We start from the raw sequence: 24,536 nt of genomic DNA on the forward strand, positions 1-24,536 counted from the left end.
CCCCCCCCGCCGGGCGCCCCCGGCCCCCCCCCCCCGGGCCCCCACCCCCCCCCCCCCCCCCCCCCCCCCCCCCCCCCCCCCCCCCGCGGGGGGGGCCCCCCCCCGCGGCCGGTCAGCCCGCGGCGCGGGGTTCGCCGAAGCGGGACGCCGGTGCCAACCCGAGGTTGTCCCGCAACGTCGTGCCGGTGTACTCGGTGCGGAACACCCCGCGGTCCTGCAGCAGCGGGACGACCCGGTCCACCACCTCGTCGAGGCCGGACGGGCTGACGTGCGATCCGAGGATGAACCCGTCCACGGCCTCCTCCCGCACGTAGCGGTCGATCTCGGCGGCCACCGAGGCCGGGGTGCCGACGAAGACGTTGCGGTCGAACACCTTCGTCACCACCTGGCGCAGCGTGAGGCCTTCCCGGCGGCCCAGTTCCCGCCAGGCTTCGGCGGTGGCGTGCGCGTCCTGGGTCAGCGGCGCTCGGCCCTTGATCCACTTGGGGGCGTCCGGCGTGGGTTCCAGGTCCGGCACCGGGCCGTCCGGGTCCACATCGGACAGATCCCGGTTCCACACCATCTCGGCCAGCACGATCGACGTGAACGGATCCACCTGGCGGCTGCGGATGTCGGCGTGCCGGTCGCGGGCGTCGGCCTCGGTGTCGCCGAGGATGATCGCCGCCGACGGCAGGATCTTCACCTCGTCCGGGTCCCGGCCCGCCTTGCGCACCCGCGCCTTCACGTCGGTGTAGAACGCGCGCGCCTCGTCGAACCGCTGGTACCGGGAGAAGATCGCATCCGAGTTCGCCGCCGCGAAGTCCCGCCCCGCCGGGGACTCCCCGGCCTGCAGCACCACCGGGTGCCCTTGCGGGGAGCGCGGCGTGGAGAACCGCCCGGCGATGTCGAACTGCTCGCCGCGGAACGAGAAGTCGCCGACGTGCTCGTCGCGCAGGAACCGGCCGCTGTCCTGGTCGGCCACCACCGCGTCCGAGCCCCACGAGTCCCACAACCGCCGCGTCGCCGCCAGCGTCTCGCCGGCCCGCTCGTAGCGCTGCGAGGGGTGCAGGAACCCGCCACGCCGGAAGTTCTCCCCGGTGGGCGCGTCGGAGCTGGTCACCACGTTCCACGCCGCCCGCCCGCCGGAGAGCAGGTCGAGGGTGGCGAACTTGCGGGCCAGCTCGTACGGCTCGTTGAACGTCGAGTTGATCGTCCCGGCCAGCCCCACGTGCTCGGTGATCGCCGCCAGCGAGGCCAGCACGGTGAACGTGTCCGGCCGCCCCACCACGTCCTGGTCGAAGATCGCCTCGCCGCGAGTGCGCAGCCGCAGTCCCTCGGCCAGGAACAGCAGGTCCAGCTTGCCGCGCTCGGCGGTGCGCGCCCAGTGCTCGAAGGACGCGAAGTCGATGTGGCTGCCCGAGGCCGGGTCGCTCCACACGGTGTCGTGGTTGACGCCGGGGAAGTAGGCGCCGAGGATCACCTGCTTGGCCGCGCTCATCGGGCCACCTCCGGGGTGCTCGCGTACCTGCTGGCCGGTCGGGCCAAGCCGAAGCGCTCGCGCAGGCTGACCGAGTCGTACTCGCCGCGGAACACCCCGCGCCGCTGGAGTTCGGGCACCAGCTCGTTGGCCAGCGCGTCCAGGTCGGTGGGCAGCACCGCGGGCCGCAGCCGGAACCCGTCGAGCTCCGGCGACGCCGCCCGCCACTCCAGCAGCACGTCGGCCAGCTCGCCGGGGGAGCCGGTGACGATCGCCGCGTCGGAGCGCAGCGGGGCACCGGCGAGCCCGTCGAGCCGCCCCACCCGTTCCCGGGCGGCGGCGGGGTCCGCGTCCACCGCGACCACCAGCTCGGCGAGGACGCGCAGCGGGGCGCCGGTGCGGCCCACGGCCTGCTCGGCGGCCCGCACCTCGGCGACGATCCGCGGCACGTCGCTCGCCCGCTGCGGCGTCACGAGGACCAGGTCCGCCGAGCGCGCCGCCAGCTCGTAGGCGGTCCGGCTGTGCGCCAGCACCACCACCAGCGGCTGGCCCTGCGGCGGGCGCGGCACGATCCCCGGCCCGCGCACCGAGAAGAACCGGCCGGTGAAGTCGACGTGGTGCAGCTTGTCCCGGTCCAGGAACCGGCCGGTGGCGGCGTCGCGGATCTCGGTGCCGTCCTCCCAGCTGTCCCACAACCGGCGGACCACTTCGACGGCGTCCCCGGCCTCCTCGAACAGGTCGGCCACCGCGGCGTCGACCTCCGGGGTGCCGAGGGCGTCGCGGCGGATCTCCGGCAGGGCGCGGCGACCGAAGTGGGCGGCCTCGTCGGAGCGCACCGAGGTCTGCACCCGCCACCCGGCGCGGCCGAGGCTGTCGTGGTCGAGCGTGGCGAGCGCCGAGGCGAGGTGGAACGGCTCGGTGTGCGTCGTGGTGATCGTCGGAACCAGGCCGATGCGGCTGGTCAGCGGTGCCACGAACGCCGCGATCAGCTCCGCGTCGAGCCGCCCGCGCACCCGGTCGGTGCGGCGGTCGGTGGTGCTGAGGTGGTCGTCGGACTGCAGGCCCAGCGCGTCTTCGATCGTGGCGAAGTCGAACAGGCCCCGTTCGGCGGCCCGGACCAGCGCGGTCCAGTAGCCGGGGGTGAACAGCGCTTGCGGCGTGGCCTGCGGGTCGCGCCACGCGGTGGGATGCCACCCGGCGCCGTCGAGCGCGACGGCCAGGTGCAGCGGGTGCTCGGGATGTGCGGACATGCGGGGACGGACCTCCTGCGGAGGGAACGGCGCGGACGGGACGCGAGCGGCGTGTTCAGCGACAGGCCGCGCTGGCGACGCGCAGCAGGTCCACGTGCCGTCGGCGGGCGCCCCGGAAGCCGGGGCCGCGCACGGTGTCCCGCATCGGTTCCTCCCTCGCCGGGCGGTGGCGAGCCGGGCGGAGCCGGGATTCTCGCTGACCGCACCGAGAACTCTACGTTCGCCGCGCCCCGTCGCGCCAAGATCGCACCGGGGTGGCCACGATGCGGGACACCGCAGGTGGTGGGTCCCGCTGCGGCGTCAGAGTTCGGCGAACCGCGGCACCAGGTGCTCGGCGACGACCTCCGCCTCCGCGGCCAGCGGCCACCCTGCGAGGATCAGGTCGGTGAGCCCGGTGCGTTCCCGCACGTCCGAGACGACCCCCGCGATCCGGTCCGGGGTCCCGACGAAGTACACCGCCGACGAACCGGTCGCGAAGATGTCCAGCGGCGACCAGGCGGTGATGCCCGCGTACAACCCGTCCCCGATGACCAGGTCCGCCGGTTCCGGGATCCGCCCCGCCAGCAGCGAATCCACCCAGCCCTGCCGCTGCGCGTCGCGGGCGGTGAACGTGGCGAGGTCCTGCCTGCCGTGGGTGCGCCTGCGCACGGCCCCGTCCAGCACCTCGGTGATCCGCTCGACGCCGGTCTCCTCGAACAGGGAGCGGAACCGCTCCAGCGCCTCCGCCCCGGTGCGGCGGGTGATGACGCCGGCCAGCGCCCCGAATCCGGTCAGGTCGCGGCGCTGCGCGGCGGCGGAGGCGCGGGCCGCGTCGAACTTCTCCCGCAGGAAACCGGGATCGCGCATCATCGTCAGGTACGTGTCGAGCACGTGCCCCGAGTTCTCCAGCCCCGCGGCCGAATCACCCGCGCCCCAGATCGGCACCCCGTCCGGCCGGGTGGGTTCCAGGCGCAGCGGCGTGTTCGGGAAGTTCGAGTCGGCACCTTCGGCGTAGAGCTCCCGGAACCGCTTCCAGTAGTCCCGGCCGAGCTCGTAGCGTTCGTCGTGCTCGGTGTCCATGTCGTAGCGGGCGAGGATGTTGTCCCGCCCGTTCACCGCGTTGATCAGCAACCGGCCACCGCTGAACGCGTCGAAGGCGAGCGCCTTCTCGGCCAGCAGCCGCGCCGGGATCATCCGGGCGTAGACGGCGACGAGGAACTTCATCCGCCGGGTCTGCGCGGCGGCGAAACCGGCCGAGACGAACGGGTCGTTCGGCCAGGTCGCCACCAGCGCCCCGTGGAACCCGCCGCGGTCGATGGTGCGAGCCAGTTCCGCGTAGCGGTCCGCGTCGAACGGGTGCAGCCCGCCCGGGCTCCACGGGTACCGCCCGTCGGCGGGGGTGAGGTACCACAGCGTCCGGATGCCCACGGTCATCGCCGCCCGGTCGGCGCGAGGTCGATGCGCGCACCGGCGCGCAGGTCCGCGGGTTCCACCGCGGCGAGCGCGTCGAGGAACGCGGGCACGAACGTGCCCGGTCCGCCGCTGCGCGGTTCGGCGCGTTCGGCGGCGACCGCGAAGTGCGCGTGCGCGGCGACCAGCGCGGTGAGCGGGTCGGGGGCCACGGCGAGGTAGGCGGCGCTGAGAGCGCCGAGGGAGCATCCGGTGGCGGTGACCTTCGGCAGCAGCGCGCTGCCGCCGTGCACCCGGACGGTGGTGATCTCGCCGGTCGCGGTGCGCCCGGTGATGTGGTCGACGGGCCCGGAGGCCGACACCACGTCGGTGCTCGCCAGCAGCGCACGCGCGGCGGGCACCGACTCGGCCGCGTCGGAGGCGCTGTCCACCCCGCGCCCGGAAGCGGCCGTCCCGGCCAGCGCGGTGATCTCGGAGGCGTTGCCGCGGATCGCGGTCGGGTGGTGGGCCAGCAGGCCGCCCGCGAGCTCGGTGCGCCACGGGAGCCCGCCGACGCCCACCGGGTCCAGCACCCACGGGTGACCGGCGGCGCGCGCGGACTCGGCGGCGGCGGTGAACGCGGCGGCCTGCTCGTCGTGCGGGGTGCCCAGGTTGATCAGGACCGCGTCGGCGACCCGGGCGAACCCGCCCGCCTCGTGCGGGTTGTCGATGACGGCGTTGGTGGCGCCCGCGGCGAGCAGCACGTTGGTGAGCAGGTTCGCCGACACCAGGTTCGTCAGCGACTGCACCAGCGGGGTGCGTTCGCGCAGCAACGCCAAGGTGTCGGCGGCCGCGGTGGCGTCCGGGAAGGGGTGGGTCATGGGTTCGGTCCTCGTCGAGGTGGTGGCTGGGTGCGGGGCGGTGGCCGGGTGCGGGCGGTGGCCCGGACATCGCCGCGCGGGCGCGCTCACGTGCCGGACCTCGTCACCGGCAGCGACGGGTCGGCCGTCCACTCCTCCAGCGACCCGTCGTAGACCCGCACCGAGTCGTACCCGTCGAGGGTCAACGCCAGCGCGCTCAGGCACGCGGAGACGCCGCCGCCGCAGTACACGACGATCGGCTCGGCGGCGCCGGCGAGCGCGGGACCCAGTCGTTCGGCCAGCCGCGCGGGGGCGGCGACGGTGCCGTCGGCGTCGAGGAACCCGGCCGCGGGCAGGTTCCGGCTGTTCGGAATGTGCCCGCGACGGCGGTAGCGGGTGGGGACGGTGCCCGCGAAGTGCTCGGGGGACAGTGCGCAGAGCAACGTGCCCGGCCGCGCGCCGGTGCTGATGGCCAGCACCTCGTCCCGGTCCGCCCACGCTTCCGGTACCGGCTCCGCGTCGGGTTCCGCGTCGGGTTCCGCGGGGGCGGCTGCGTGCTCGCGCACCGGCGCGCCCCGCTCGACGGGCGCGCCGGGAAGCCGCAGCCAGGCCGGCAGTCCGCCGTCGAGGACCCGGGCGCGCACCCCGGCGCCGCGCAGCATCCACCAGGCGCGGGCCGCCCACTGCATCCGCCCGTCGTCGTGCAGCACCACCGACGTGCCGGGGCCGACGCCGCACCGCGCGAGTTCCGCCCGGACCTCCGCCGGGCTCGTCCGTCCGAAGTGGAATCCGGCGGCCGGGTCGGCGAACCGGGTGCGCAGGTCGAGGTGCGCGGAACCCGGGATGCGAGCCCGTTCCCAGCCCGCCCGGCCGGACTCGGCGCGGTAGTCGCCGTCGTGGCGCGGGCTCGCCATCGCGACGGTCACGTCGGCGACGAACAGCTCATCGGGGCGCGCGGCGAGCTCCGCGGCGAGCTGCTGCGCCCCGACCAGCACTTCCCCGCGGTCCGGCACGAGATCCCTCTTTCCGTCGACGTACGTATACGCGAGCATACACACGGGTGGCATAGGCTGAGCGGGATCGGATGGACGTGCGGGACGAAGGAAGTCGAATGGCCGCGAGCGCGAACCGGAAGAAGCCGGACGGGACCGAGGAGGGTTTCGACCAGGCGGCGCGGCAGTACTGGCGGCTCCGGCAGGACGTGCTCGACGGCGCGTTCCCCGCCGGTGCGGTGCTGATGGAGACCGCGCTCAGCGCGGAGTACGGCGCCTCCCGCACCCCGATCCGCGAAGCGCTCGCGCTGCTCGAACACGACGGCCTGCTGGAACGCGCGGTACGCGGCTACCGAGTTCGGGCCGGGCGCCCGGAAGACGTGGTGGAGATCTACGAAGCGCGGCTCGCCCTCGAATCCGAGGCCGCCGCCACCGCCGCGCTGCGCCACACCGACCTGGACATCGCCCGCCTGGAACACCACCACCGGCAGTGCTGCGGCTCCGCCGCGGACGACGAGGTGCGCGCCGGGAACTTCCGGTTCCACGAGGCGTTGTGGGAGGCCGGGCACAACGCCACCATCACCGGGCTGCTGGTCAAGCTCACCGCCCAGCTGCGGATCTACGACAGCGGGCCGCCGCGCGCCTACGGCGACTTCGACACGCTCAACACCGAGCACGAGCGGATCCTGCGCGCACTGCGCGACCGGTCTCCGGACGACGCCCGCGCCGCGATGCGGGCGCACCTGCAGCGCAGCCTGGAGCAGCGCATCCGCCTCACCCTGGAGGGCTGAACGCGGGACGGCCCGCGGTGCGTGGTGCGCCGCGGGCCGTTCCGGTGCGCGGCGGTGTCCCGCCGCGGCCGATCAGTCGGTGGTCTCCTGCTCGTCGGTGTCGACGGCGGAGTTCGCCAGGTGCCGCTCACCGGAGCGCGCGCCCCAGAAGTAGATCAGCAGCGCGACGACGGCGACCAGCGCGCTGTCCAGCGGTGCCGGGATCAGCTCGGTACCGCCGAAACCGCCCAGCGCCGAGATCGCGAACAGCACCACCAGGTACGTGACCAGCCACGCGCTCTGCCGCAGCTGCGCGAAGAACACCCCGCGGTACTTGGTGATCAGCGCGAACAGCGGCACCGCGAGCACCGCCAGCGGCAGCACCACGCTCAGCTTCTCCCACTGCGACCAGTAGATGATCTCGGCGGAGACCACGAAGCTCAGCGGCGTGATCCAGCGCATCCCCGGCACCCAGCCGGACACCGCGTCCGGGCGGGCCCGGCGGAACGCGGCCGCCGACACCGCGGCCACCGAGTAGTTCAGCAGGAACAGGTTGCCCGCCACACCGATGATGTCCTGCCAGCCGTCGAACGGGGCGAGCAGGATCAGCGCCAGCGTGAAGTTGACCAGCAGCGCCGCGCGCGGCACCCCGGACCCGGCGTGCACCTCGGTGACCCGCTTCGGCAGCGCGCCGTTGCGCGCCATCGCGTAGGTGACGCGGCTGTTGCCCGCGATGCCCACCAGCAGCGCCCCGCCGGGGGAGATCACGGCATCGGCGTAGAGCAGCGCGGCCAGCCAGCCCAGGTTCAGCAGCAGCGCGAGCTCGCCGAACGGGGAGCTGAAGTCGATGCCGTGCCAGCCGCCGGCGAGCGCGCTCTCCGGCACCGCGTACAGGAACGCCACCTGCAGGCCCAGGTACAGCAGCACCGCCAGGCCGATCGCGGTGAGCACCGCGCGCGGGATGTCCCGGCGCGGGTCGCGGGCCTCGGCGGCCAGGTCGATCGTCGGTGCGAAACCGTTGATGGTGTAGATGATCCCGGCCGTGGCGACCGCGCTCAGCGCCGCCGTCCAGCCGTACGGCGCGAACCCGCCGCCCGCGGCGACCGGATCGCCGCCCTGGGAGAACCCGGAGGCCAGCAGCGCGGCCAGCGTGATCACCGGAACGCCGAACTTGATGGCGGTGAGCACGAAGTTGACCCGCGCGAACAACCGGACGCCGAACCAGTTCAGCAGCATCACCAGCGCCAGCAGCCCGGCGGAGAGCACCAGGCCGGGGGCGGTCAGCGCGCCGTCCTCGTAGAGCCACGGCAGGTAGTGGCTGGCGTACTGGGTGATCGCGGAGGCTTCGGCCGCGGTGGCGCTGCTGGTGGCCAGCAGCACCGACCAGCCGACGATCCCGGCGGTCAGCGGCCCGTTGGACAGGAACGGCCACCGCACGATGCCGCCCGCCACCGGCCGGCTCGCGCCGAGTTCGATGAGCACCAGCGCGATGAGGGTGAAGGCCGCGCCGCCGACCAGCCAGGACAGCAGCGAGGCGGGACCGGCCGCCTGGGCGGCGTACTGGGCGCCGAACAACCAGCCGGAGCCCATGATGCCGCTGAACCCGATCGCGGTCAGGCTCCAGAAGCCGAGTTCCTTGCGCAGGCGGGGAGTGTTCGCCGAACCGTCCGATGTGGACGTGGTGTCGGCGGGTGGTGCTGGGCTGTTCATGGTGTTTCTCGGCTTCCCGGGGGTCAGCGGTGGACGCGCGCGGGCACCCGGAGGGCGGGGCGCGTCACGGGGAATCGGCCCGCGGCGGCGATGCCCGCGGGCGAGCACTTCCTGATCGAGTGCGTGATCGTTTGTACCCGAGCGGGCGGAGAGCCGCAAAAGCCGCTTGGCGCCCCGAAATCGGCGCGCGGAACGCGCTGGCCGCGGTGGTCCAGCGCGTACCACATCGTGGGAAGGGATGATCCGGGCGCGGGAGGCCCGGCGTCCGGAACCCGGGCGAACCGGGCGGATCAGGCCGCGGTGGCGGCCGGGTCCGCGGGGTGGATCGTCACCCGCAGGTCGCTCCGGTGGATCTCCAGGACCTGGCGGTAGGGCAGCAACGACCACTCCGCTTCCGCGGTCGGCAGCCCGCTGGAGCCGACCACGACCCGGTCCGCGGTCGCGTGGTAGCGCAGCCGGAAGAAGTCCGGGCCGCGGCGCTTGCTCACCTCCGACCGCGGGTCCTCCTCGGAGTACGCGTACAGCGCTTCCTCGGTCAGCAGCAGGCAGTTCAGGCTCGCGAATTCGGTGGCACGAGCCCGGATCCGCGCGGCCGCCAGCGAGATCGCCGTCGCCGGGTCGTGCTCGCGCAGCAGCGCGCGCAGCAGCAGGAAGTAGCGCTCCGAATCGGTGTTCCCCGCCGCGGTGGCCAGCAGCTCCGCCGGGATCACCGCGTCCAGCGCGTCCCTCGGAGCGAAGAAACCGTTGTGCGCGAAGGCGATTCCCGGCCCGACGAACGGGTGCGTGTTCTGCGGCGCCACCGGGGAGCCCGAGCTGGCGAGCCGGATGTGCAGCAGTCCCGAATCCAGTTCGGTGCGCGTCGCCGCCGCGAACCGGGCCGAGTCGTGGGCGGCCGCGACGTCGCGCACCACCGCCGCCTCGTCGCCCGCCCAGGACGCGATTCCCCAGCCGTCCGCGTGTTCCCGCGACAAGGCCAGGAATTCAGGGATTTCCTCCGCCAGCAGGTCGCCGAGCGCCGCGGGCTCGCGGGCGACGACACCGAGCAAACGGCACATGGCTACTCCCTGGGGGCGGAACGGGCGGGGGTGGGCGTCGGGAAATCCCTCACCGGGAATCCCGTCTCCTGGGAGTGAAACTACGCCATTCGCCGATCACCGGTCGCCGTGCGGTGCGCCGCACGGCCCGGCGTGAGCGTGGTCACGCCACCGACCGCGCATCGGAGGCGCCCAGGCGTGGCCGCCCGGCGCTCCCGGGGGGTGCCACCCGCCTGCCGCCGCTGGGCACGCCCGGTCCTGCGGTGCGCCGCGCGGCGGGTTTCGGCGCACCGACGGCGCGAATCCGGTGCGGGGCGGTGGAAATCTCGCCGCGGGGGCGTTCCGATCATCGGTTGTGGCGACATCGCCGCAGGTGACAGCCTCGTGTTCGTTCCGAAGGGGAGTAGCCCGCAAGCCCGCCGTCGACATGCTGAGAACCCCGCGTTCTCCGGCGGCGGCGCCCGGTCCAGGCCGGGTGGGCGAGACCTTCGGCCAGCCGTCGCACCGCTTGGCCGAGACCCCCTGGACGTCACGGCGAGGCGCCACCGCCCAGGAAGGAACCCTCCCCGTGTTCGTCAAGCTGCTGCGCCCGATCGGGCTGTGCGTCGCGCTCACCGCGCCCGCGCTCGTCGTGCGCGCCACCGGAGCGGATCCGGCGCCGCTGCTCGGGCTGCTGCTGTTCGGCATGGCCGTCGTCGCCGCCTCGTTCGTGCTCGCCTGGGCCGCCGAGGCCGCGCAGGTCGACATCTCCGGTGGCCTGGCGATCGCGATCCTCGCCGTGATCGCCGTGCTTCCCGAGTACGCCGTCGACCTGTATTTCGCCTACACCGCCGGGTCGAACCCCGAGTACGTCGCCTACGCGGCCGCGAACATGACCGGCTCGAACCGGTTGCTGCTCGGTCTCGGCTGGTCCTCGGTGGTGCTGATCGGGCTCGCCGTCGCGAAGAGGCGGACCGGCGCCACGGTGCGCGAGCTGACCCTGGACTCGCCGTACCGGGTGGAACTCGGGTTCCTGGCCATCGCCTCGGTCGTCGCGTTCGTCGTGCCCGCCACCGGGCAGATCTCGCTGCTGCTGGGCTTCGCGCTGCTCGGGTTCTTCGCGTTCTACCTGTGGAAGGTCTCCCGCGCGGAAGCCGAGGAGCCGGACCTGGTCGGCCCGGCCGCCACTATCGGGCGGCTGCCGAAGCGGCCGCGCCGCACGCTGGTGGTGCTGCTGTTCGTCTTCGCCGCCGCGGTCATCCTCGCCTGCGCGGAACCGTTCGCGCACAACCTGATCGCCGCGGGCACGGAGCTCGGCATCGACCGGTTCCTGCTGGTGCAGTGGCTGGCGCCGCTGGCCTCGGAGGCGCCGGAGTTCATCGTGGCGATCCTGTTCGCGGTCCGCGGCAAGGGCGACGACGCGATCGGCACCCTCATCTCCAGCAAGGTGAACCAGTGGACGCTGCTCGTCGGCAGCCTCCCGTTGGCCTACCTCGCCGGTGGCGGGGGAACGGCGCTGCACCTGGACGCCCGGCAGGTCGAGGAGTTCCTGCTCACCGCCACCCAGACGCTGCTGGGCGTGGCCGCGCTGCTGGCGCTGCGGTTCCCCCGCTGGGCCGCGTGGACGCTGCTGGGACTGTTCGCCGCCCAGTTCGCGCTGCCCGGTCAGACGGCGCGCTACGTGTTGTGCGCGGTGTACGCGGTGCTCGCCATCGCCGCGCTGATCCGCAACCGGCACCACGTCCTGCCGACCCTCGCGGCCCCGTTCCGGCGCAGCACAGATGACGAGGAAACCCCGCAGCCCATCACCACCGCCACCTGACGGACGGAGCGGCCCGCCCGCCCCCGAGGCCGAACGGGCGGCTCCGAACCGCAGTCGTCGAAACCAGGCCGCAGGTCCTGCAGTGTCTTGTCAGCGGCGCAGCCGCTGAGCAGCGACCACCAGAGCAAGGTGACCAGCCGCGGGTTCTCAGCGGTTCCCTCGCGAGGACAGCGTTTTCTCCTGTGGCGGAGCCACCGGTGAAAACGATCCCGCAGCGAGGAAACCGCTGAGGTTCCGCCACCCGAGTCCTACGAAACGGGATCAACTCACCCCGGCACGCAGAGTCTCCGCGATGCGGGCCGCCGAGGTGCCGATCCCGGTCGGACCGCCCAGCACCGCGGTCGCCACGACCGGCGCCGCGGCGGGCTGCCTGCGCAGCGCCGACTCCTGGTAGCGGTAGCAGCCGTCGTGCCACACCAGGATTCCGGACAGCCAGTTCCGCAGCTCCTCCACGTAGCCGAGCAGCACTTCGCGGGCCGCGTCGTCCAGGTCGAACTGCTCGAACAGCGCGGGCAGCTCCTCGGCCACGACGTGCTGGAACTGGCTCATCCGCGCGTTCATCAGGTCGACCACGACCCGCACCGCGCGGTCCTTGTCGCAGTCCAGGAAGTTCTGCACCACCAGGATGCAGTTGTGCAGCTCGCCCTCGTACTCGATCTCCTTCTGGTACGAGAACACATCGTTGAGCAGGCACGCGTAGTCCGCCGCCGCGTTCTCGATGGACCGCAGCGTCCGCGTCCGGTAGATCTCCGGCGGCACCACGTTCCCGTGCGAGAGCCGGCACAGGCTCATCGTCAGGTCCGAGCCGAACGTGCGGCGCCGCATCTCGATGTAGTCCACCGGGTCGGGGATCCGGTTCTGCAGCTGGTTGCCCAGCTCCCACAGCCAGCTGTCGATCATCACCACGATGGTGCGGCGGAACGTGCGGCGCGCGTCGGTGCTCATCGGCGCGGTGGTGCGCCGCCACAGGTCGAGCAGCGACACCTCCAGCGCGTTCGCCGGTTCCGGCACCGGCTCGTCCTCGACCGGCATGAACAGCGGCAGCCGCTCGGTGCACGCCTTCGCCGAGGCGTAGTCGCCGGTCCGGCCGAACACCACCGGGTAGAAGTCGTCGCCGTAGGTGCCCCACGCCAGCCAGTCGGTGCTGAGCTCCAGCTGCTCGGCGCTGGCGTCCGGGTGGATGCCGGAGGCGCACAGGGCCAGGTCGAAGTCCCGGATCAGCTGCTCGGTCCACACCGAACCCTCCAGCAGGCCCATCCGGTGCGCCCACTCCACGGTGTGCTCGCGGGCGTGGTCCAGGTGCGGGCTGGACTTCGCGGTGAACGGCATGTCCATCGCCTGGCGGGGGACCGGGCCCACCGGCTGGTACGGCTGGTGCCGGAATGACCGGGCGCGCTGCGGTGCGGTGCGCAGCAGCGAGGTGGCGATGTGCGCGGCGGAGGTGCCGAGCCCCGTCGGCCCGGACAGCCCGTTCGCCGGGATCGGGTCGTCGCGGGTCTCGCCGTTCATGTAGCGGCTGGAGCGCAGGTGCCACTCGTGCCCGCCGGACTGCCAGTCCTGCAGGCCCTTCACGTAGGCGAACACCCCGGCGCGCGCGGCCGGATCGACCTGGTGCTCCTCGAACAGGGCGGGCACCTCGGTGAGCGCGGTGTGCTCGAACTGGTGCAGCCGCGAGGTCAGCAGGTCGTTCACCGCATCGGCGGCGTCCTGGGTGGAGCAGTCGAGGAACCGCTCGAACACGAGCACCCCGTTGGACAGCTCGCCCTCGTCGAGCACTTCCCGCTCGTAGGAGAACAGGTCGTTGCGCAGGTGCACCGCGTCGGAGAACGTGTCGCGCAGCACCTCCATCGGCCGGGTCGCGGCGATCTCCGCGGGCACCTCGGCGTTCACCGCGTGCTCCACCAGGTTCGCCGACCAGGGGGCGCCGCCGACCTTGCGCCGCATCTCGACGTACTCGATGGGGTTGGACAGCCGGCCGCGGTTGATGTTGTGCAGTTCCCACAGCGATTCGTCGAGCAGGTTGCGGGTGCTCTCCACGAACCGGCGCCGCCAATCCGCCGACCGGGCGGGCACGGTCCGGTTCCACAGGTCGGCCAGGCCGCCCTCGACCGGGTTGCGCGGGGTCTCGGTGATGGGACCTTCGATCGGCATGAACAGCGCGAGCCGGTCCAGGTGCTCCTGGGCGGCGGCCATGTCGTGGGTGCGTTTGTAGAGCTCCAGGAAGTGGTCGTCGAAGTAGAAGACCCACACGTACCAGTCGGTCACCAGGTCCAGCTCGGGTCCGGGCGCGTCGGGGTGGGTGTAGGCGCACAGCAGCGCGTAGTCGTGCGCGTCGAAGTCCTGCTCGTCCCAGATCGGGATGCCCTGCTGCGGGACGTCGATCATGTCCTGCTGGTAGGCCCATTCCTTGGTGTGGCGGCGGGCGCGCTCCAGGTGCGGGTTCAGCCTCGCCGGGTGAGCCACGTAGAACTCGGGCAGCTGGAACGGTTGCACGTGCGCACCTGTCCTTACTCCGCCGGGGCGGCGGTGGTCGGCTGGGGCCGTCGGATGCGCCGTCCGGCCCAGGGGAGTGGTCCCGGTGGAGCAGGCAACCAGGTTTCGATCAGCGGGCCAAGATCGCGCCGGTAGGTGCACTCGATCGAGAGGGAACGCCTCACCCGCCCGGCCCAAGGAACCGGCCCGGGATTCGTCGCGCACCGTCAGGTGCTTGGTCTGATCGGGTGGCGGTTCAGCGGTCGGCCTCCGGCGCGGGACCGGTCGGTGGTGCGGTGCACCTGGCCAGCCGGGCGGCGAGCTCGGCGAGGGTGTGGTCGTAGACCTCCCACAGGTCGAGGTGGACGTGGTGCCTGCTGCGCAGCTGCAGCTCCAGCTCGGCGATCTCGATCGGGTCGAGTTCGAGGTGGTCGCGGATCCGGTCCTCCGGGTGGCGGGCGGACGGGGCGAAGCAGAGGTCGCTCAGGATCGCCTGGGCGCGGGCCAGGTCTTCGCCGCTCATCGGGTCACCGGAGCCGCGGCCGTGCACAGCGGGATGCGCATCGTCTTCTCCTGGATCTCCGCGGGTGCGGGGGAGTGCGGGGGCGCCCGCGCGCCGTCGCGCCGGGGGCGGGAATGCGTTGCGGCGCGGGAAAAGCCGCGCGGCCGGACCGCGGTTCAGGTCCGTGGATCGGGACGACCGGCGCGCGCCGGCGATCGACCGCCGGCAGGCGCGGCCGCGCATGGCAGCGCCCTCCTGCGCCGGGCAAGGAAGATCCGCGACGGCTACCCGTTGGAGGGAGGTGCACCGCGCTCGCGGGGCGGCGTCGCCCACCCCGATCGACCGTCGGTGATCGCGAACAAGCCGGTGATCACTCGACGCGGGGACGCAGGAAAACGCTTTCGGTGGTCGTCACCGCAGGTCCCGCTCGTCCATGATGGATCGATCCCGACCCATCCCCTCCGCCGGGGCCGTCCCCGGCCGAGGAGGTCCGGGCCCCGCGGTCGATCGAGCGGATCTCCGCCGACCGCGAGCCGGCGCAACGACGCGCCCGCTGCCGGAACAACCGCGATCCCACCCCGGGACCGGGGTCACTGATCGCTCCTCGAACGCGCCGGCGCCGCGCCCCGGACTCCCTCCGGTCCGGCCGCTCCGGCGTCGGTGGGAGCAGCGGTGGAACAGCGAAGGAGTCGAGTCGATGCGTGCTCAAGAGCAACCGGAACTCCAGCGGATCCCCGGCCGAGGCGGTGTGGAACCCGGGCAGGGCTGGGGCGGCCTGCGGGCCGCGCTGGCGCACCCGGACCGGGACACGGCCGATGCGGCCTTCACCCGGCTCGCCCGCCAGCTGCTCGACCCGGCCGCCGTCGGGCCCGCCGACCTGATCGGGCCGATGGAGGTCCTCACCGGACCGCCGCACCCCAACCGGCCGCGGGTGGCGCTGCTGCTGGGGTTGCTCGCCGGGGAGGACGCGACCCGCTCCTACCTGCCCGGTCAGATCAGGGACGTGTTCACCGAACGTCTCGCCGCACCGCTGCGGCTGCTGGAACGCCCGGACACCGAGCAGTGCCTGCGCACCGCGGTCCTCTACCTGCTGGCGCACTTCCCGGCGCACCGGGACCGGATCCTGCCGGTGGTGGCGCGCGTCGCCGACGAGCACGAACTGGCGCGCGTCCGGCGCTGCCTGACCGTGCCGGACCTCGACGATCCCGCCTGCGCCGCCGGGATCGGGCGCGCGTGGCCGTCCCCGGAGTTCTGGGCGCGGCTCTCGCCGAGCCCCGGTCCCGCGCGGACCGGGACGGAACTCGCGGACCTGTGGGACGCGGAGACCGCGGCGCTGCTCGCGTACCAGGGCGCCCGCGCGGAACACCAGGTGCAGCAGGAGATCGGCTGGCCGGAGCTGCCCGATCCCCCCGAGTTCACCGGCACCGTCCGGCCCGGCGCGTACCGGCGCCTGCTGGAGCACGACTCGACGGCGGGACGCCACGCCGAACTGCTGCGCCCCGCATCCGCCACGGTGCCCGGCGCCAACTGGGGCGGGACCGTGTCGGTCCGCGACGAGGACGCCTACCTGCGGCGCAACCTGCGTCCCGCGCCGGGCCCGGTGCTCGACGTGGCGTGCGGCGCGGGCCGCTGGACCCGGGTTCTGGCCGAACAGGTCGGCCCGGAACGCGTCCTCGGCCTGGACTCGGCGGCGGCGGTGCTGGAGGTCGCGCGGTTCGCGGTGCCCGGGGTGCTGTTCACCGAGGGCGACGCCCGCGCCCTGCCGTTCCCCGACGGGTTCCTCGGCGCCGCGAACTGCTCCGACGCGCTGCACGTGCTGCCGGAACCGCGCCGGGTGATCGCCGAGGTCTCCCGCTGCCTGCACCCGGCGGGGACGTTCACCGCCACCACCTACCGGCGCGGCGCCCGCTCGTTCCAACGCCACTTCCAGCGCTGCCACGAACGGGTATTCGGCCTGCGCTCCTTCGAACCGGAAGAACTGGCGGTGGCCTTCGACGAAGCGGGCCTGGACGTGGTCGACTCCAGCGGCCCGGGCACCTTCCTCTTCCTCACCACCAGAAAACGAGCGTGATGGCTAGCTCCGGCAGGGCCGAGGCCGGACTCACCGCTCGGGTGGCGTTCCGGCCTCGGCGATGCCGAATCCGGCGAGCGCGGTCCCGGCGTCGTACAGCGTCCACTCGGGCAGGCGGACGGCGTCGGGCTCGGCATCGACCGGGTCGAGCAATGAACAGCGGCGGATCATCCGGTGCAGGTGGTGCCCGGCATCGGAGTCCGCCGTGCCACCGCTGTCGATCAGCACCGGGTGCTCCCGTCCGTCGTCGCGCCGCACGATGGCGTCGACCGCGTAGCCGTTCACCCTGCCGCCCAGCTCGATCCGCACGTCCGGGGCATCGGAGATCAGTTCGTACAGGCGCTGGGCGGTGTCCGTGGGCGATCCGTCCCGTCCGGTGCGGGCGGCATCGGTGAGCTCGGCGGCGCGGACCAGATCGCCACCGATTCCTCGCCCCCGCCAGAATTCCCTGCCGCCGACGACGATGAGGTGCGAGCGAGCTCGCGTGATCGCGACGTTCCACAGGTTCAGCTGCCGGTTCACCCAGTTGACCGCGCCACGGCGCATTTCCGGAGCGGCGACCAGGGACAGGACGATGACGTCGCGCTCGCCGCCTTGGAAGGTGTGCACCGTTCCGACGCGGACGCGTTCCTCGGCGCGCAGTTCGTCGGCGAGCAGGTCCTTCTGGGCTTTGAACGGCGTGGCCACGCCTATCGTGGCGTGCGCCGGGAGCCTTTCGAGGAGGTAGGCGACGCAGTTGCGCACCGTGGCGACTTCGGCGCGGTTGACCCACGAATCGCCCGAGCGAGGACGTTCCGACCGGCCAGGTGCATCCGCCCAATTCACTGCAGCTCGACCTGCGTCGGGACGTCCCCTGACATCGGTGAGCACGGTGAGTGCGCCGCCGTAGAAGAGTTCGTTGGACACCGCCGCGATGTCGGGGTGGCACCGGTAGTGCTCGTCCAGGAGGAGACTGCCGCTGTTGGCGCGCTCGGCCGCGTGGAACGCGGAGTGGCGCTGGTAGGCGAGCCGCCGCTGTTCGAGGAAGCCCGCGGTGACGCCGGTGCGGCGCCGGATGAGCGCTTCGCGTCTCGCTTCGATAGTGGTGATGTGTTCGAGCTGCATGACGTCACCGATGATCAGCGCGCGCTTCGCCCGGAACAGCAGCGGCAGGACCTGCGGGATGGAGCACTGGCTGGCCTCATCGATGATCACGAGGTCGAACATGCCCGGGCGAGGGGGGAATCGCCGGATGGACAGGCTCGTCGTCGCCCAGGCCCGAACGTGCCGGAGCGCGGTCAGCCGAGCCGACCAGGTGCGCGATTTCGTCGACAGATCTTGGACCGTGGCCCGGAGATCCGCTTTCCCCGCGTTGACCGCGGTGTCTGCGGCGACCTGCCAGACTCGTCGGGAAGCGGCTCGCAGTGCGGTTTCCGCCGCTTCCGCCGACGCGGCGAGCGATTCGTCGGAGGGCATGCCGAGCACTGCATCGCGGTGGCGGGACCACATGGTCTGAGCCGCGGCGAAGCCGGCGACATCGAGGCACGCCTTCGCCGGCTCCGAATCGACCTGGACGTCGAGCGCCCGCAGCAGACGAGCGCGTCGCCAGGCTCCGAAGAGTCGTGCGGCAGCGACCTTGCGGGCCCTGGCCTCCCACCGCGCCGATCGGGAACCGAGTCGCGCAGCGAGTCCCGCGATCGTGTGGCCGAGGGATCGCGCGTGCCGGCTCCGCTCGCGCCCCGCGGTGAGCATCCGCGCCTCCAGTCGCGCCTTGCGCGCGAGTTCTCGCTGCACGCCTGCACGGTCGTCGACCGACCGGCGGTGCTCCGCGAGAGCGGTGGCGAGGTTCCACTCCGGCCGCTGGTGTTTCGTCAGCCGCTGCAGCGCGTCGATCTCGTGCTGCAGGTAATCCTGCTCGCCGGTGCTCGACCCGGTGCGGACCACGCTGTCCGGCAGCAGCTCGTCGCAGCGCCGCCAGATCTCGTTCACGGCTTCGTTGTTGGTGGACACGACCAGCACGGACTGCTGGTGGGCGACCGCGGTCGCGACCGCGTTCGCGACGAGCTGGCTCTTGCCGGTGCCGGGCGGTCCGGTGGCCACGGTGAGCCGGTGCGAACTCGCCGACCGCAGCACAGCGAGCTGCGCCTCGTTCGCCGCGAGCGGCGTGACCGGATGTCCGGACGCCGTGGTGGGTTCCGCGCGACGCTCGGGCAGCAGCGCGGCCAGTGCGGTGTCCCGGATCCGGTCGGCGTGCGCGGCGATGTGGTCGAGGTCTTTGACCAGGCTGTTGCCGCCGTCATCGGAGCGGGAGACGCGGATGAGCACCGCTGCGTTGCGGGCTCCGTCGCCGGGCGACTTCGCGTCGATGGACTCCTCGAGGAAAGCCGGTTTGAGCTCCTGCACGCAATCCAAGCCGAACTCCGTCGCCAGGAGGTTGCGGGCATCGGTGGCCATCCGGTCCTGCTGGCCGGCGTGCCAGGTCGGTTGGTACGTCGCGATCAGCTCGGCCGCCTCCGTCTCGCCGAGCTGATCAACCGCCAAGCCAGGATGCGGGGTCACCGGTCCGTACGGGCGGAGCCGAGGCCGCTCACCGTCGCCTCCGCCGACGAGTTCGACCCGGCGCATCAGCAACGGCGCGAATCTGGGCGAATCCCAGACAGGCCGTTGCCGCGCGCGGTGGAGCATGACGGCCGGGTATCCGGCCCACAGCTCGTCGTTCGGCCCGGCCGCCGCGAGGAAGGGGCCCGCCGATTCGGGGACCTCGGTGGTGCCGTCCTCGTCCAGGTCGCCGGACAAGATGCGTTCAGATCCGGGCAGGCACGCGTAATCGCGGCCGTGTTCGGACACCGCCAGGTACGGCGTCTCCACCTTGTCATCCAGCACGCAGGACCGGTAGTAGTCGATCAACTCCTGCCAGCCGGGATCTCCCTTCGCCGTTCTCCCGACGGGATGAGCGGTGCCCGTCGGCGATTCCGCCGCTGCGGCTTGGCGTGCCGGTTTGAGCACGGGGGGTTCGCCCACGGGGGAGGAAGCGATGACGATCCGGTCGGTGACCCCGAACGAGGACTTCGTGGGGACCTGGCCGCGCTTCCCGCGGAGTCGTTCGCTGACGTGCTCGAATAACTCGTCGACCGATACGGTCCCGGAACCATCCTTGGCGACCTTGCCGGTGCGCAGGGCTTCCACCACCGCGCCGGTGAAGACCGAGGGTGCAGGGCCATCCGGCGTGTCCTCACCGGAGAACGACTCCTCCGCGGCTCCCGAGGAGCTGAGCACGTAGACGCCGCGGCTGTTCAGCGGTGCGTCCTGCCCGGATTTCGCCGCGCCTCGCGCCGGGTCGGCGGTGCGGAATCCGAGTGCGAATCCGCCGCTGCGGCAGGAGTCCAGCATCGCGACCTTGTGCGCCGCCCAGCACCGCTCCAATTCCCCGTTGACGAATCCGGCGGGCACCCCCGTGGTGGCGAGCCGGTCGTGCAGCGTGTCGGACGCGATGAAGTGGAATTCACCGGTGGTCTCCAGCGCCCGCACCCCGTGCCCGGAGAAGTAGAGGAAGGCGAGTTCGTCCTGCTCGCGTTCGTCGAGGAATTCGGCGATCTCGACGCGCATGTCGTCGGCGGTGCGATCGCTCGCGATCCGCACGGAGGCGAATCCGCCGATGCTGCGGTGTTCGAGCACCTGCTTGAGCTGCCAGACGTCCGCGCGGGTCGATGGCAGGGCCTCGAAGTGCCCGTCCTGGTAGTTCTCGGTGTGGATGAGGAGCGCGTGTCGGCGCAGCGTTCGGCCCGTCACCCCTCGTCTCCGAACGTGCGGAGGAATTCGCGCACGAGCTCTTGTTGAGCGGCACCCGGTTTGCCGGTGATCTCAAGCGTGGCGTCGCCCTTGGTGATGCGGACGACGCGACGGCGTTCTCGGCGGCACCACTCGGTGATCGCCGCGATGAGCACGGGTGCTGCCTGCTTCGAGGCGACGAGCGCGGTCACCGCCAGGACGAGATCGGTGAACGCGCCACCCTTGCTGCCGGGGGAGCCGGGGGCGGTTTCGGCGAACCCGACCGACAACCCGTCCAGTTCGGCCAGGTCGTCCCGCAACGACCGGGTCCACCGCTCGGTCCGCAACGGGTCTCCACCCGCGAGGACCTCGATCCGGTACGGCGTGCCCTGTGCCATGTGATCTCCCCGATCGTCCGGCGAAGCAAGATCGCTCGGGAGGGTAGAACGATCAGGCGCTTCCGCAGAACAGGTTGATCGAGTTACGCCCGGACGGAGTACGGCGCGGGTCGCGGCGGAGCGGGCCGGCCACGAGGAAGAACGGCATGGCGCCCGCCTGATCTGCGATGGAGGCGATCAGCGCACCGTCACCCGAATGCCGAGCTCCCCCGGGGGGGCGGGGGGGGGGGCGCGCCCCCGGGGGGGGGGGGGGGGGGGGGGGGGCCGCCGGGGGGGGGGGGGGGGGGGGGCGCCGGCCGCCCCCGCCGCGGCGCCGCCGGGGGCGGGGGGGGGGGGGCGGCGGGCCCCCCCCCCCCGGGGGGGCTTCAGTCGTCGAGGAGGTCCTCGATGGTGATGGGGATGTGGCGGACGCGGGTGCCGGTGGCGTTGTAGATCGCGTTGGCGATCGCGGCGGCCAGGCCGACGGTGCCGATCTCGCCGACGCCCTTCGCCCCCACCGGGTTGTGCAGCGTGTCCGGGTGCTCGATGAACTGCACGTCGATGTCGGGGATGTCCGCGTGCACCGGCAGCAGGTACCCGGCGAAGTCGCCGTTGGCGATGCGGCCGTTCGGCTCGACCTCCATCGCCTCGTGCAGCGCCGCCGAGACGCCCCAGATCATGCCGCCGCTGAGCTGGCTGCGGGCCGCCTTCTCGTTGACGATCCGGCCCGCGTCGAACACCCCGAGCAACCGGGACACCCGCGCCTCCCGGGTCCAGCGGTGCACCCGGACCTCGCAGAACTGGGCGCCGAAGGAGCTGAACGAGTGCTTGGTCAGCTCCTCCCCGGGCGCGGTGGAGCCGGTCGCCGACAGGGAGTCGCGGCCCACCGCCCGCAGCAGCTCGCCGAACGGCATGCTCCGCCCGTCGGCGAACACCTGCCCGTCCGCGTAGGTGACCTCGGCGCCCTCGAACGGCGCGCCCGGTGCGGCGGCCAGTTCCAGCAGCGAGTCGAGCACCGTGGAGGCCGCGAGCATCACCGAGGAACCCGCGCTGGCGGTCGCCGTGGAACCGCCGGACATGCCGCCCGCCGGGAGCGAGGAGTCGCCCAGCTTCGGCGTCACCCGCTCCGGCGCGATGTCCAGCGTCTCCGCACCCACCAGTGAGAGCACCGTCAGCAGCCCGGTGCCCGGGTCGGCGCCGCTGGTGGCGACCTCCGCCCTGCCGTCCGCGCCGAGCGTGACCCGCACCGAGGCGGGGAAGCGCAGCGCCGGGAACATGGCGGTGGCGGTGCCGAGCCCGACCAGCCAGTCGCCGTCGGTGCGCCCGTTCGGGGTGCGCTGGTCCCAGCCGAACCGCTGCGCGCCGATCCGGAAGCAGTCGTCGAGGTACTTCGCCGACCACTGCAGGTCCTTGCCGGGCGGCGCGATCGAGTTGTTCCGCAGCCGCAGCTCGATCGGGTCCATCCGCAGCGCCACCGCGAGCTCGTCCATCGCGCTCTCCAGCGCGAACGACCCGGGTGCTTCGCCGGGGGCGCGCATGAACGTGGTGGGCGGCAGGTTCAGCGGCACCATCTTCTGTCGCAGCGACAGGTTCGGCGTGGCGTACCACTCGCGGGAGGTGCCGTGCGAGGTCGGTTCCACGAAGGAGCGGTCCGCGCCGGTGCTGCACCACGAGTCGTGCCGCACCGCGACGAGCGTCCCGTCCGCGTCGGCGCCGAGCGAGACCTCCTGCACGGTGGCGGCGCGGCCCGCGGTGGCGGTGAACACCTGCTCGCGGGTCAGCGACGCCTTCACCGGCCTGCCGAGGTCGCGGGACGCGGCCGCCGCGAGGAACGCGGGCGCCGAGGTGCGGCCCTTGCCGCCGAACGCGCCCCCGACGTACGGGTTCACCGCGTGCACGCGGGAGATCTCGACCCCGAGCGCCATCGACAGCTCCGCGGCCTGCATGTCCGACGCCTGGGTTCCACTGTGGATGGTCAGTCCGGTCGAATCCCAGTACGCCACGGCCGAATGCGGTTCCATCGGTGCGTGGTTCTGCGCCGCGGTCGAGTAGGTCTCGGACACCACCACGGTGCTGGCGGCGAGTGCGTCCTCGATGGACTCGACGCCGTCGGCGAGGATGTCCAGGGACGGCCCGCCGCCGTGGCCGGAGGTCGGCGCGTCCTCGGCGGTGGCGAGCCCGTCCGCCAGCGAGGTCAGCGCGGGCCGCTCGTGGTACTCGACCTCGACGAGCAGCGCGGCGTCGCGCGCCTGCTCGAAGGTCTCGGCGACCACGAACCCGATCGGCTGCCCGTAGTAGGCGACCTCCTTGTCCTGCAGCGGAACCCAGGTGTCGCCGAACGCGGGCAGCGTCGGGGTGCCCAGCTCCAGCGGGTCGAACGGCGAATACGCGGCGAGCACCCCGGCGGCGGCGCGGGCCGCGGTGAGGTCCATCGACGCGATCTCGCCGTGCGCGACGGTGCTGAGCACCAGGTATCCGTAGGCCATGCCGGGCAGGTTGTGGTCCACCCCGTACTTGGCCCGGCCGGTGGCCTTGACCGGCCCGTCGAGTCGGCTGGGCATCAGCGGTTCCCCTCGGTCAGTTCGAGCAGCGCGCGGATCACGGTCCGCTTCAGCAGGGCCGGTTTGAAGCCGTTCGCGCCCCGCGTCCGGGCGCCCTCGCCCGCCGCTCCGGCGGCGTGCTCGAAGGACTCCTCGGTGGCGGGTGCGCCGCGCAGCGCCTCTTCGACGGTGTGCAGCCGCCACGGCACGGTGGCCACGCCGCCGACGGCGACCCGGGCGTCGGCGATCCGGCCGTCCCGCACGTCCAGGGCGACGGCCGCCGAGCACAGCGCGAACTCGTAGGACTGCCGGTCGCGCACCTTGACGTAGGTGGAGTTCGCGGCCCAGTCCAGGCGCGGGACCACCACCTCGGTGATCAGCTCGCCCGGCCGCAGGTCGTTCTCGGCGTCGGGGGTGTCGCCGGGCAGCCGGTAGAACTCGGCGAGCGGCACGGTGCGCGCGCCCTCGGAGCTCAGCAGCCGCACCTCGGCGTCGAGCGCGGTGAACGCGACCGCCACGTCGCTGGCGTGGGTGGCCAGGCAGGAGTCGCTGGTGCCGAGCACGGCGTGCATCCGGTTCGCCCCGTCCAGCGCGGGGCAGCCGCTGCCGGGTTCGCGCTTGTTGCAGGGCATCGCGACGTCGCGGAAGTAGGTGCAGCGGGTCCGCTGCAGCAGATTCCCGCCGATGCTGGCCATGTTCCGCAGCTGCTGGGAGGCGCTGAGCAGCAGCGCCCGCGAGATCATCGGGTAGACGCCCGGGTGCGCCGCGACGTCGCTCATCCGCTCCAGCGCGCCGATCCGCAGCCCGTCGGCGGCGTCGAGGCCGCGCAGCGGCAGCTCGTTGATGTCCAGCACCCGCTGCGGGGTCAGCACGTCCAGCTTCATCAGGTCGACCAGCGTCGTGCCGCCCGCCAGGAAGGTGGCAGGTTCCGCGGTGGCCGCTTCGACGGAGGCGGGGGTGGTGAGCTCAAACTGTCGCATCGGTGCCCTTAGCTTGGTCGATCGCGGCGATGATGTTCGGGTAGGCCGAGCAGCGGCACAGGTTGCCGGACATGAACTCGCGGACGTCGGTGACGTCCTGGTCGATGGCCGCCTGGGCCGACATGATCTGCCCGGAGGTGCAGAACCCGCACTGCATGGCGTCCTGGTCGACGAACGCCTGCTGCAGCGGGGTCAGCTCCTCGCCTTCGGCCAGACCCTCCACAGTGGTCACCGGTGCTCGCACCGCGGCCGCGAGGGTGAGGCAGGAGAGCACGGGGCGGCCGTCGACGTGCACGGTGCACGCACCGCACTGGCCGCGGTCGCAACCTTTCTTGGGGCCGGTGATGTCGAGCCGTTCGCGCAGCGCGTCCAGCAGCGTCACGCCGGGTTCGGCGTCGAGCTGCTCCTGGCTGCCGTTGACTTCGAGTGAGATGTGCAAAGGAACTCTTTCTCCGCTGGAACCGCGCCCCGGAGCCGGGCGGCATGATGTGGTGGGGTGGTGGCCACGTCGCGCACGACGCCGCGCCGGGAACCGGATAAAAATCCGCTGTCCTCATCGAGGCTAGCGGATTAGTATCCGGTCGGCAAACATGCGTAGGCGCGGTC

Annotated in this window: 18 protein-coding genes; 3 read left to right on the forward strand and 15 right to left on the reverse strand. The window is 72.8% G+C overall.

Annotation, left to right across the window (positions count from 1 at the left end; all coding sequences use genetic code 11):
* Window positions 1–112: 112 nt before the first annotated feature.
* The 6 genes from LCD31_RS10980 to LCD31_RS11000 all read right to left on the reverse strand — a co-directional run bounded on the left by LCD31_RS10980 (window position 113) and on the right by LCD31_RS11000 (window position 5,947).
* Window positions 113–1,477, reverse strand: coding sequence for an NtaA/DmoA family FMN-dependent monooxygenase (locus LCD31_RS10980; RefSeq protein WP_224957751.1), 1,365 nt, complete (start codon window positions 1,475–1,477; stop codon window positions 113–115).
* Window positions 1,474–2,706 (reverse strand): LLM class flavin-dependent oxidoreductase, encoded by a 1,233-nt coding sequence (locus LCD31_RS10985; protein WP_224957752.1) that lies wholly within the window; start codon window positions 2,704–2,706, stop codon window positions 1,474–1,476. Before LCD31_RS10985 ends, LCD31_RS10980 begins: the two co-directional genes overlap by 4 nt.
* A gap of 55 nt (window positions 2,707–2,761) precedes the next feature.
* On the reverse strand, window positions 2,762–2,851 hold the full coding sequence (locus LCD31_RS29740) for a putative leader peptide (RefSeq protein WP_344928209.1): 90 nt from the start codon (window positions 2,849–2,851) through the stop codon (window positions 2,762–2,764).
* Between the two features lie 155 nt (window positions 2,852–3,006).
* Window positions 3,007–4,119: an LLM class flavin-dependent oxidoreductase gene (locus LCD31_RS10990; RefSeq protein ID WP_224957753.1), complete on the reverse strand. Its 1,113-nt coding sequence runs from the start codon at window positions 4,117–4,119 to the stop codon at window positions 3,007–3,009.
* Window positions 4,116–4,955, reverse strand: a complete 840-nt coding sequence (thiM, locus tag LCD31_RS10995) for a hydroxyethylthiazole kinase (RefSeq protein WP_224957754.1) — start codon at window positions 4,953–4,955, stop codon at window positions 4,116–4,118. Before thiM ends, LCD31_RS10990 begins: the two co-directional genes overlap by 4 nt.
* An 86-nt stretch (window positions 4,956–5,041) precedes the next feature.
* Complete coding sequence (locus LCD31_RS11000) at window positions 5,042–5,947, reverse strand: rhodanese-like domain-containing protein (RefSeq protein WP_224957756.1); 906 nt, start codon at window positions 5,945–5,947, stop codon at window positions 5,042–5,044.
* 98 nt (window positions 5,948–6,045) lie between these two features.
* Between LCD31_RS11000 and LCD31_RS11005 the strand changes: the two genes are divergently transcribed.
* Complete coding sequence (locus LCD31_RS11005; protein WP_224957758.1) at window positions 6,046–6,717, forward strand: GntR family transcriptional regulator; 672 nt, start codon at window positions 6,046–6,048, stop codon at window positions 6,715–6,717.
* A gap of 72 nt (window positions 6,718–6,789) precedes the next feature.
* On the opposite strand, the gene LCD31_RS11010 is transcribed toward LCD31_RS11005, so the two are convergent.
* Both LCD31_RS11010 and LCD31_RS11015 read right to left on the reverse strand, forming a co-directional pair.
* Window positions 6,790–8,406 (reverse strand): APC family permease, encoded by a 1,617-nt coding sequence (locus tag LCD31_RS11010; RefSeq protein ID WP_224957760.1) that lies wholly within the window; start codon window positions 8,404–8,406, stop codon window positions 6,790–6,792.
* Window positions 8,407–8,696: 290 nt separating this feature from the next.
* Window positions 8,697–9,461: a class II glutamine amidotransferase gene (locus LCD31_RS11015; protein WP_224957762.1), complete on the reverse strand. Its 765-nt coding sequence runs from the start codon at window positions 9,459–9,461 to the stop codon at window positions 8,697–8,699.
* A gap of 547 nt (window positions 9,462–10,008) precedes the next feature.
* Between LCD31_RS11015 and LCD31_RS11020 the strand changes: the two genes are divergently transcribed.
* Complete coding sequence (locus LCD31_RS11020) at window positions 10,009–11,241, forward strand: sodium:proton exchanger (RefSeq protein WP_224957764.1); 1,233 nt, start codon at window positions 10,009–10,011, stop codon at window positions 11,239–11,241.
* Window positions 11,242–11,502: 261 nt separating this feature from the next.
* Here the strand turns inward: LCD31_RS11020 and LCD31_RS11025 are convergent, their stop codons facing one another.
* Together LCD31_RS11025 and LCD31_RS11030 are read right to left on the reverse strand one after the other, a co-directional pair.
* Entirely contained in the window at window positions 11,503–13,734 is a 2,232-nt protein-coding gene (locus tag LCD31_RS11025) for a germacradienol/geosmin synthase (protein WP_224957766.1), read from the reverse strand.
* Window positions 13,735–13,969: 235 nt separating this feature from the next.
* A complete protein-coding gene (locus LCD31_RS11030; protein ID WP_224957767.1) occupies window positions 13,970–14,236 on the reverse strand; it encodes an acyl carrier protein in 267 nt (88 codons plus the stop codon).
* A gap of 676 nt (window positions 14,237–14,912) precedes the next feature.
* Between LCD31_RS11030 and LCD31_RS11035 the strand changes: the two genes are divergently transcribed.
* Window positions 14,913–16,286: a class I SAM-dependent methyltransferase gene (locus LCD31_RS11035; RefSeq protein WP_224957769.1), complete on the forward strand. Its 1,374-nt coding sequence runs from the start codon at window positions 14,913–14,915 to the stop codon at window positions 16,284–16,286.
* A 30-nt stretch (window positions 16,287–16,316) separates the two neighbouring features.
* On the opposite strand, the gene LCD31_RS11040 is transcribed toward LCD31_RS11035, so the two are convergent.
* The 5 genes from LCD31_RS11040 to LCD31_RS11060 all read right to left on the reverse strand — a co-directional run bounded on the left by LCD31_RS11040 (window position 16,317) and on the right by LCD31_RS11060 (window position 24,369).
* The gene (locus LCD31_RS11040) at window positions 16,317–20,054 is read right to left on the reverse strand and encodes an AAA domain-containing protein (RefSeq protein WP_224957771.1); all 3,738 of its coding nucleotides are present in this window, start codon (window positions 20,052–20,054) and stop codon (window positions 16,317–16,319) included.
* Window positions 20,051–20,431: a hypothetical protein gene (locus LCD31_RS11045; protein ID WP_224957773.1), complete on the reverse strand. Its 381-nt coding sequence runs from the start codon at window positions 20,429–20,431 to the stop codon at window positions 20,051–20,053. The genes LCD31_RS11040 and LCD31_RS11045 overlap by 4 nt, the downstream gene beginning before the upstream one ends.
* Before the next feature lie 365 nt (window positions 20,432–20,796).
* Window positions 20,797–22,971, reverse strand: coding sequence for a xanthine dehydrogenase family protein molybdopterin-binding subunit (locus LCD31_RS11050; protein ID WP_224957774.1), 2,175 nt, complete (start codon window positions 22,969–22,971; stop codon window positions 20,797–20,799).
* Window positions 22,971–23,930 (reverse strand): xanthine dehydrogenase family protein subunit M, encoded by a 960-nt coding sequence (locus tag LCD31_RS11055; RefSeq protein WP_224957775.1) that lies wholly within the window; start codon window positions 23,928–23,930, stop codon window positions 22,971–22,973. The genes LCD31_RS11050 and LCD31_RS11055 overlap by 1 nt, the downstream gene beginning before the upstream one ends.
* A complete protein-coding gene (locus LCD31_RS11060; RefSeq protein WP_224957776.1) occupies window positions 23,917–24,369 on the reverse strand; it encodes a (2Fe-2S)-binding protein in 453 nt (150 codons plus the stop codon). Before LCD31_RS11060 ends, LCD31_RS11055 begins: the two co-directional genes overlap by 14 nt.
* Between the last annotated feature and the right edge of the window lie 167 nt (window positions 24,370–24,536).

It is taken from the genome of Saccharopolyspora sp. 6M, from assembly GCF_020176775.1.
Lineage (GTDB): Bacteria > Actinomycetota > Actinomycetes > Mycobacteriales > Pseudonocardiaceae > Saccharopolyspora_C > Saccharopolyspora_C gregorii.

What these genes read in the sequence shown, in the direction of transcription:
- LCD31_RS10985 (WP_224957752.1), bottom strand. Translation starts at nt 2,706, where the DNA reads ATGTCCGCACATCCCGAGCACCCGCTGCACCTGGCCGTCGCGCTCGAC.
- LCD31_RS11030 (WP_224957767.1), bottom strand. Translation starts at nt 14,236, where the DNA reads ATGAGCGGCGAAGACCTGGCCCGCGCCCAGGCGATCCTGAGCGACCTC.
- LCD31_RS11005 (WP_224957758.1), top strand. Translation starts at nt 6,046, where the DNA reads ATGGCCGCGAGCGCGAACCGGAAGAAGCCGGACGGGACCGAGGAGGGT.
- LCD31_RS11015 (WP_224957762.1), bottom strand. Translation starts at nt 9,461, where the DNA reads ATGTGCCGTTTGCTCGGTGTCGTCGCCCGCGAGCCCGCGGCGCTCGGC.
- LCD31_RS11010 (WP_224957760.1), bottom strand. Translation starts at nt 8,406, where the DNA reads ATGAACAGCCCAGCACCACCCGCCGACACCACGTCCACATCGGACGGT.
- LCD31_RS11045 (WP_224957773.1), bottom strand. Translation starts at nt 20,431, where the DNA reads ATGGCACAGGGCACGCCGTACCGGATCGAGGTCCTCGCGGGTGGAGAC.
- LCD31_RS10980 (WP_224957751.1), bottom strand. Translation starts at nt 1,477, where the DNA reads ATGAGCGCGGCCAAGCAGGTGATCCTCGGCGCCTACTTCCCCGGCGTC.
- LCD31_RS10990 (WP_224957753.1), bottom strand. Translation starts at nt 4,119, where the DNA reads ATGACCGTGGGCATCCGGACGCTGTGGTACCTCACCCCCGCCGACGGG.
- LCD31_RS11035 (WP_224957769.1), top strand. Translation starts at nt 14,913, where the DNA reads ATGCGTGCTCAAGAGCAACCGGAACTCCAGCGGATCCCCGGCCGAGGC.
- thiM (WP_224957754.1), bottom strand. Translation starts at nt 4,955, where the DNA reads ATGACCCACCCCTTCCCGGACGCCACCGCGGCCGCCGACACCTTGGCG.
- LCD31_RS11050 (WP_224957774.1), bottom strand. Translation starts at nt 22,971, where the DNA reads ATGCCCAGCCGACTCGACGGGCCGGTCAAGGCCACCGGCCGGGCCAAG.
- LCD31_RS11055 (WP_224957775.1), bottom strand. Translation starts at nt 23,930, where the DNA reads ATGCGACAGTTTGAGCTCACCACCCCCGCCTCCGTCGAAGCGGCCACC.
- LCD31_RS29740 (WP_344928209.1), bottom strand. Translation starts at nt 2,851, where the DNA reads ATGCGGGACACCGTGCGCGGCCCCGGCTTCCGGGGCGCCCGCCGACGG.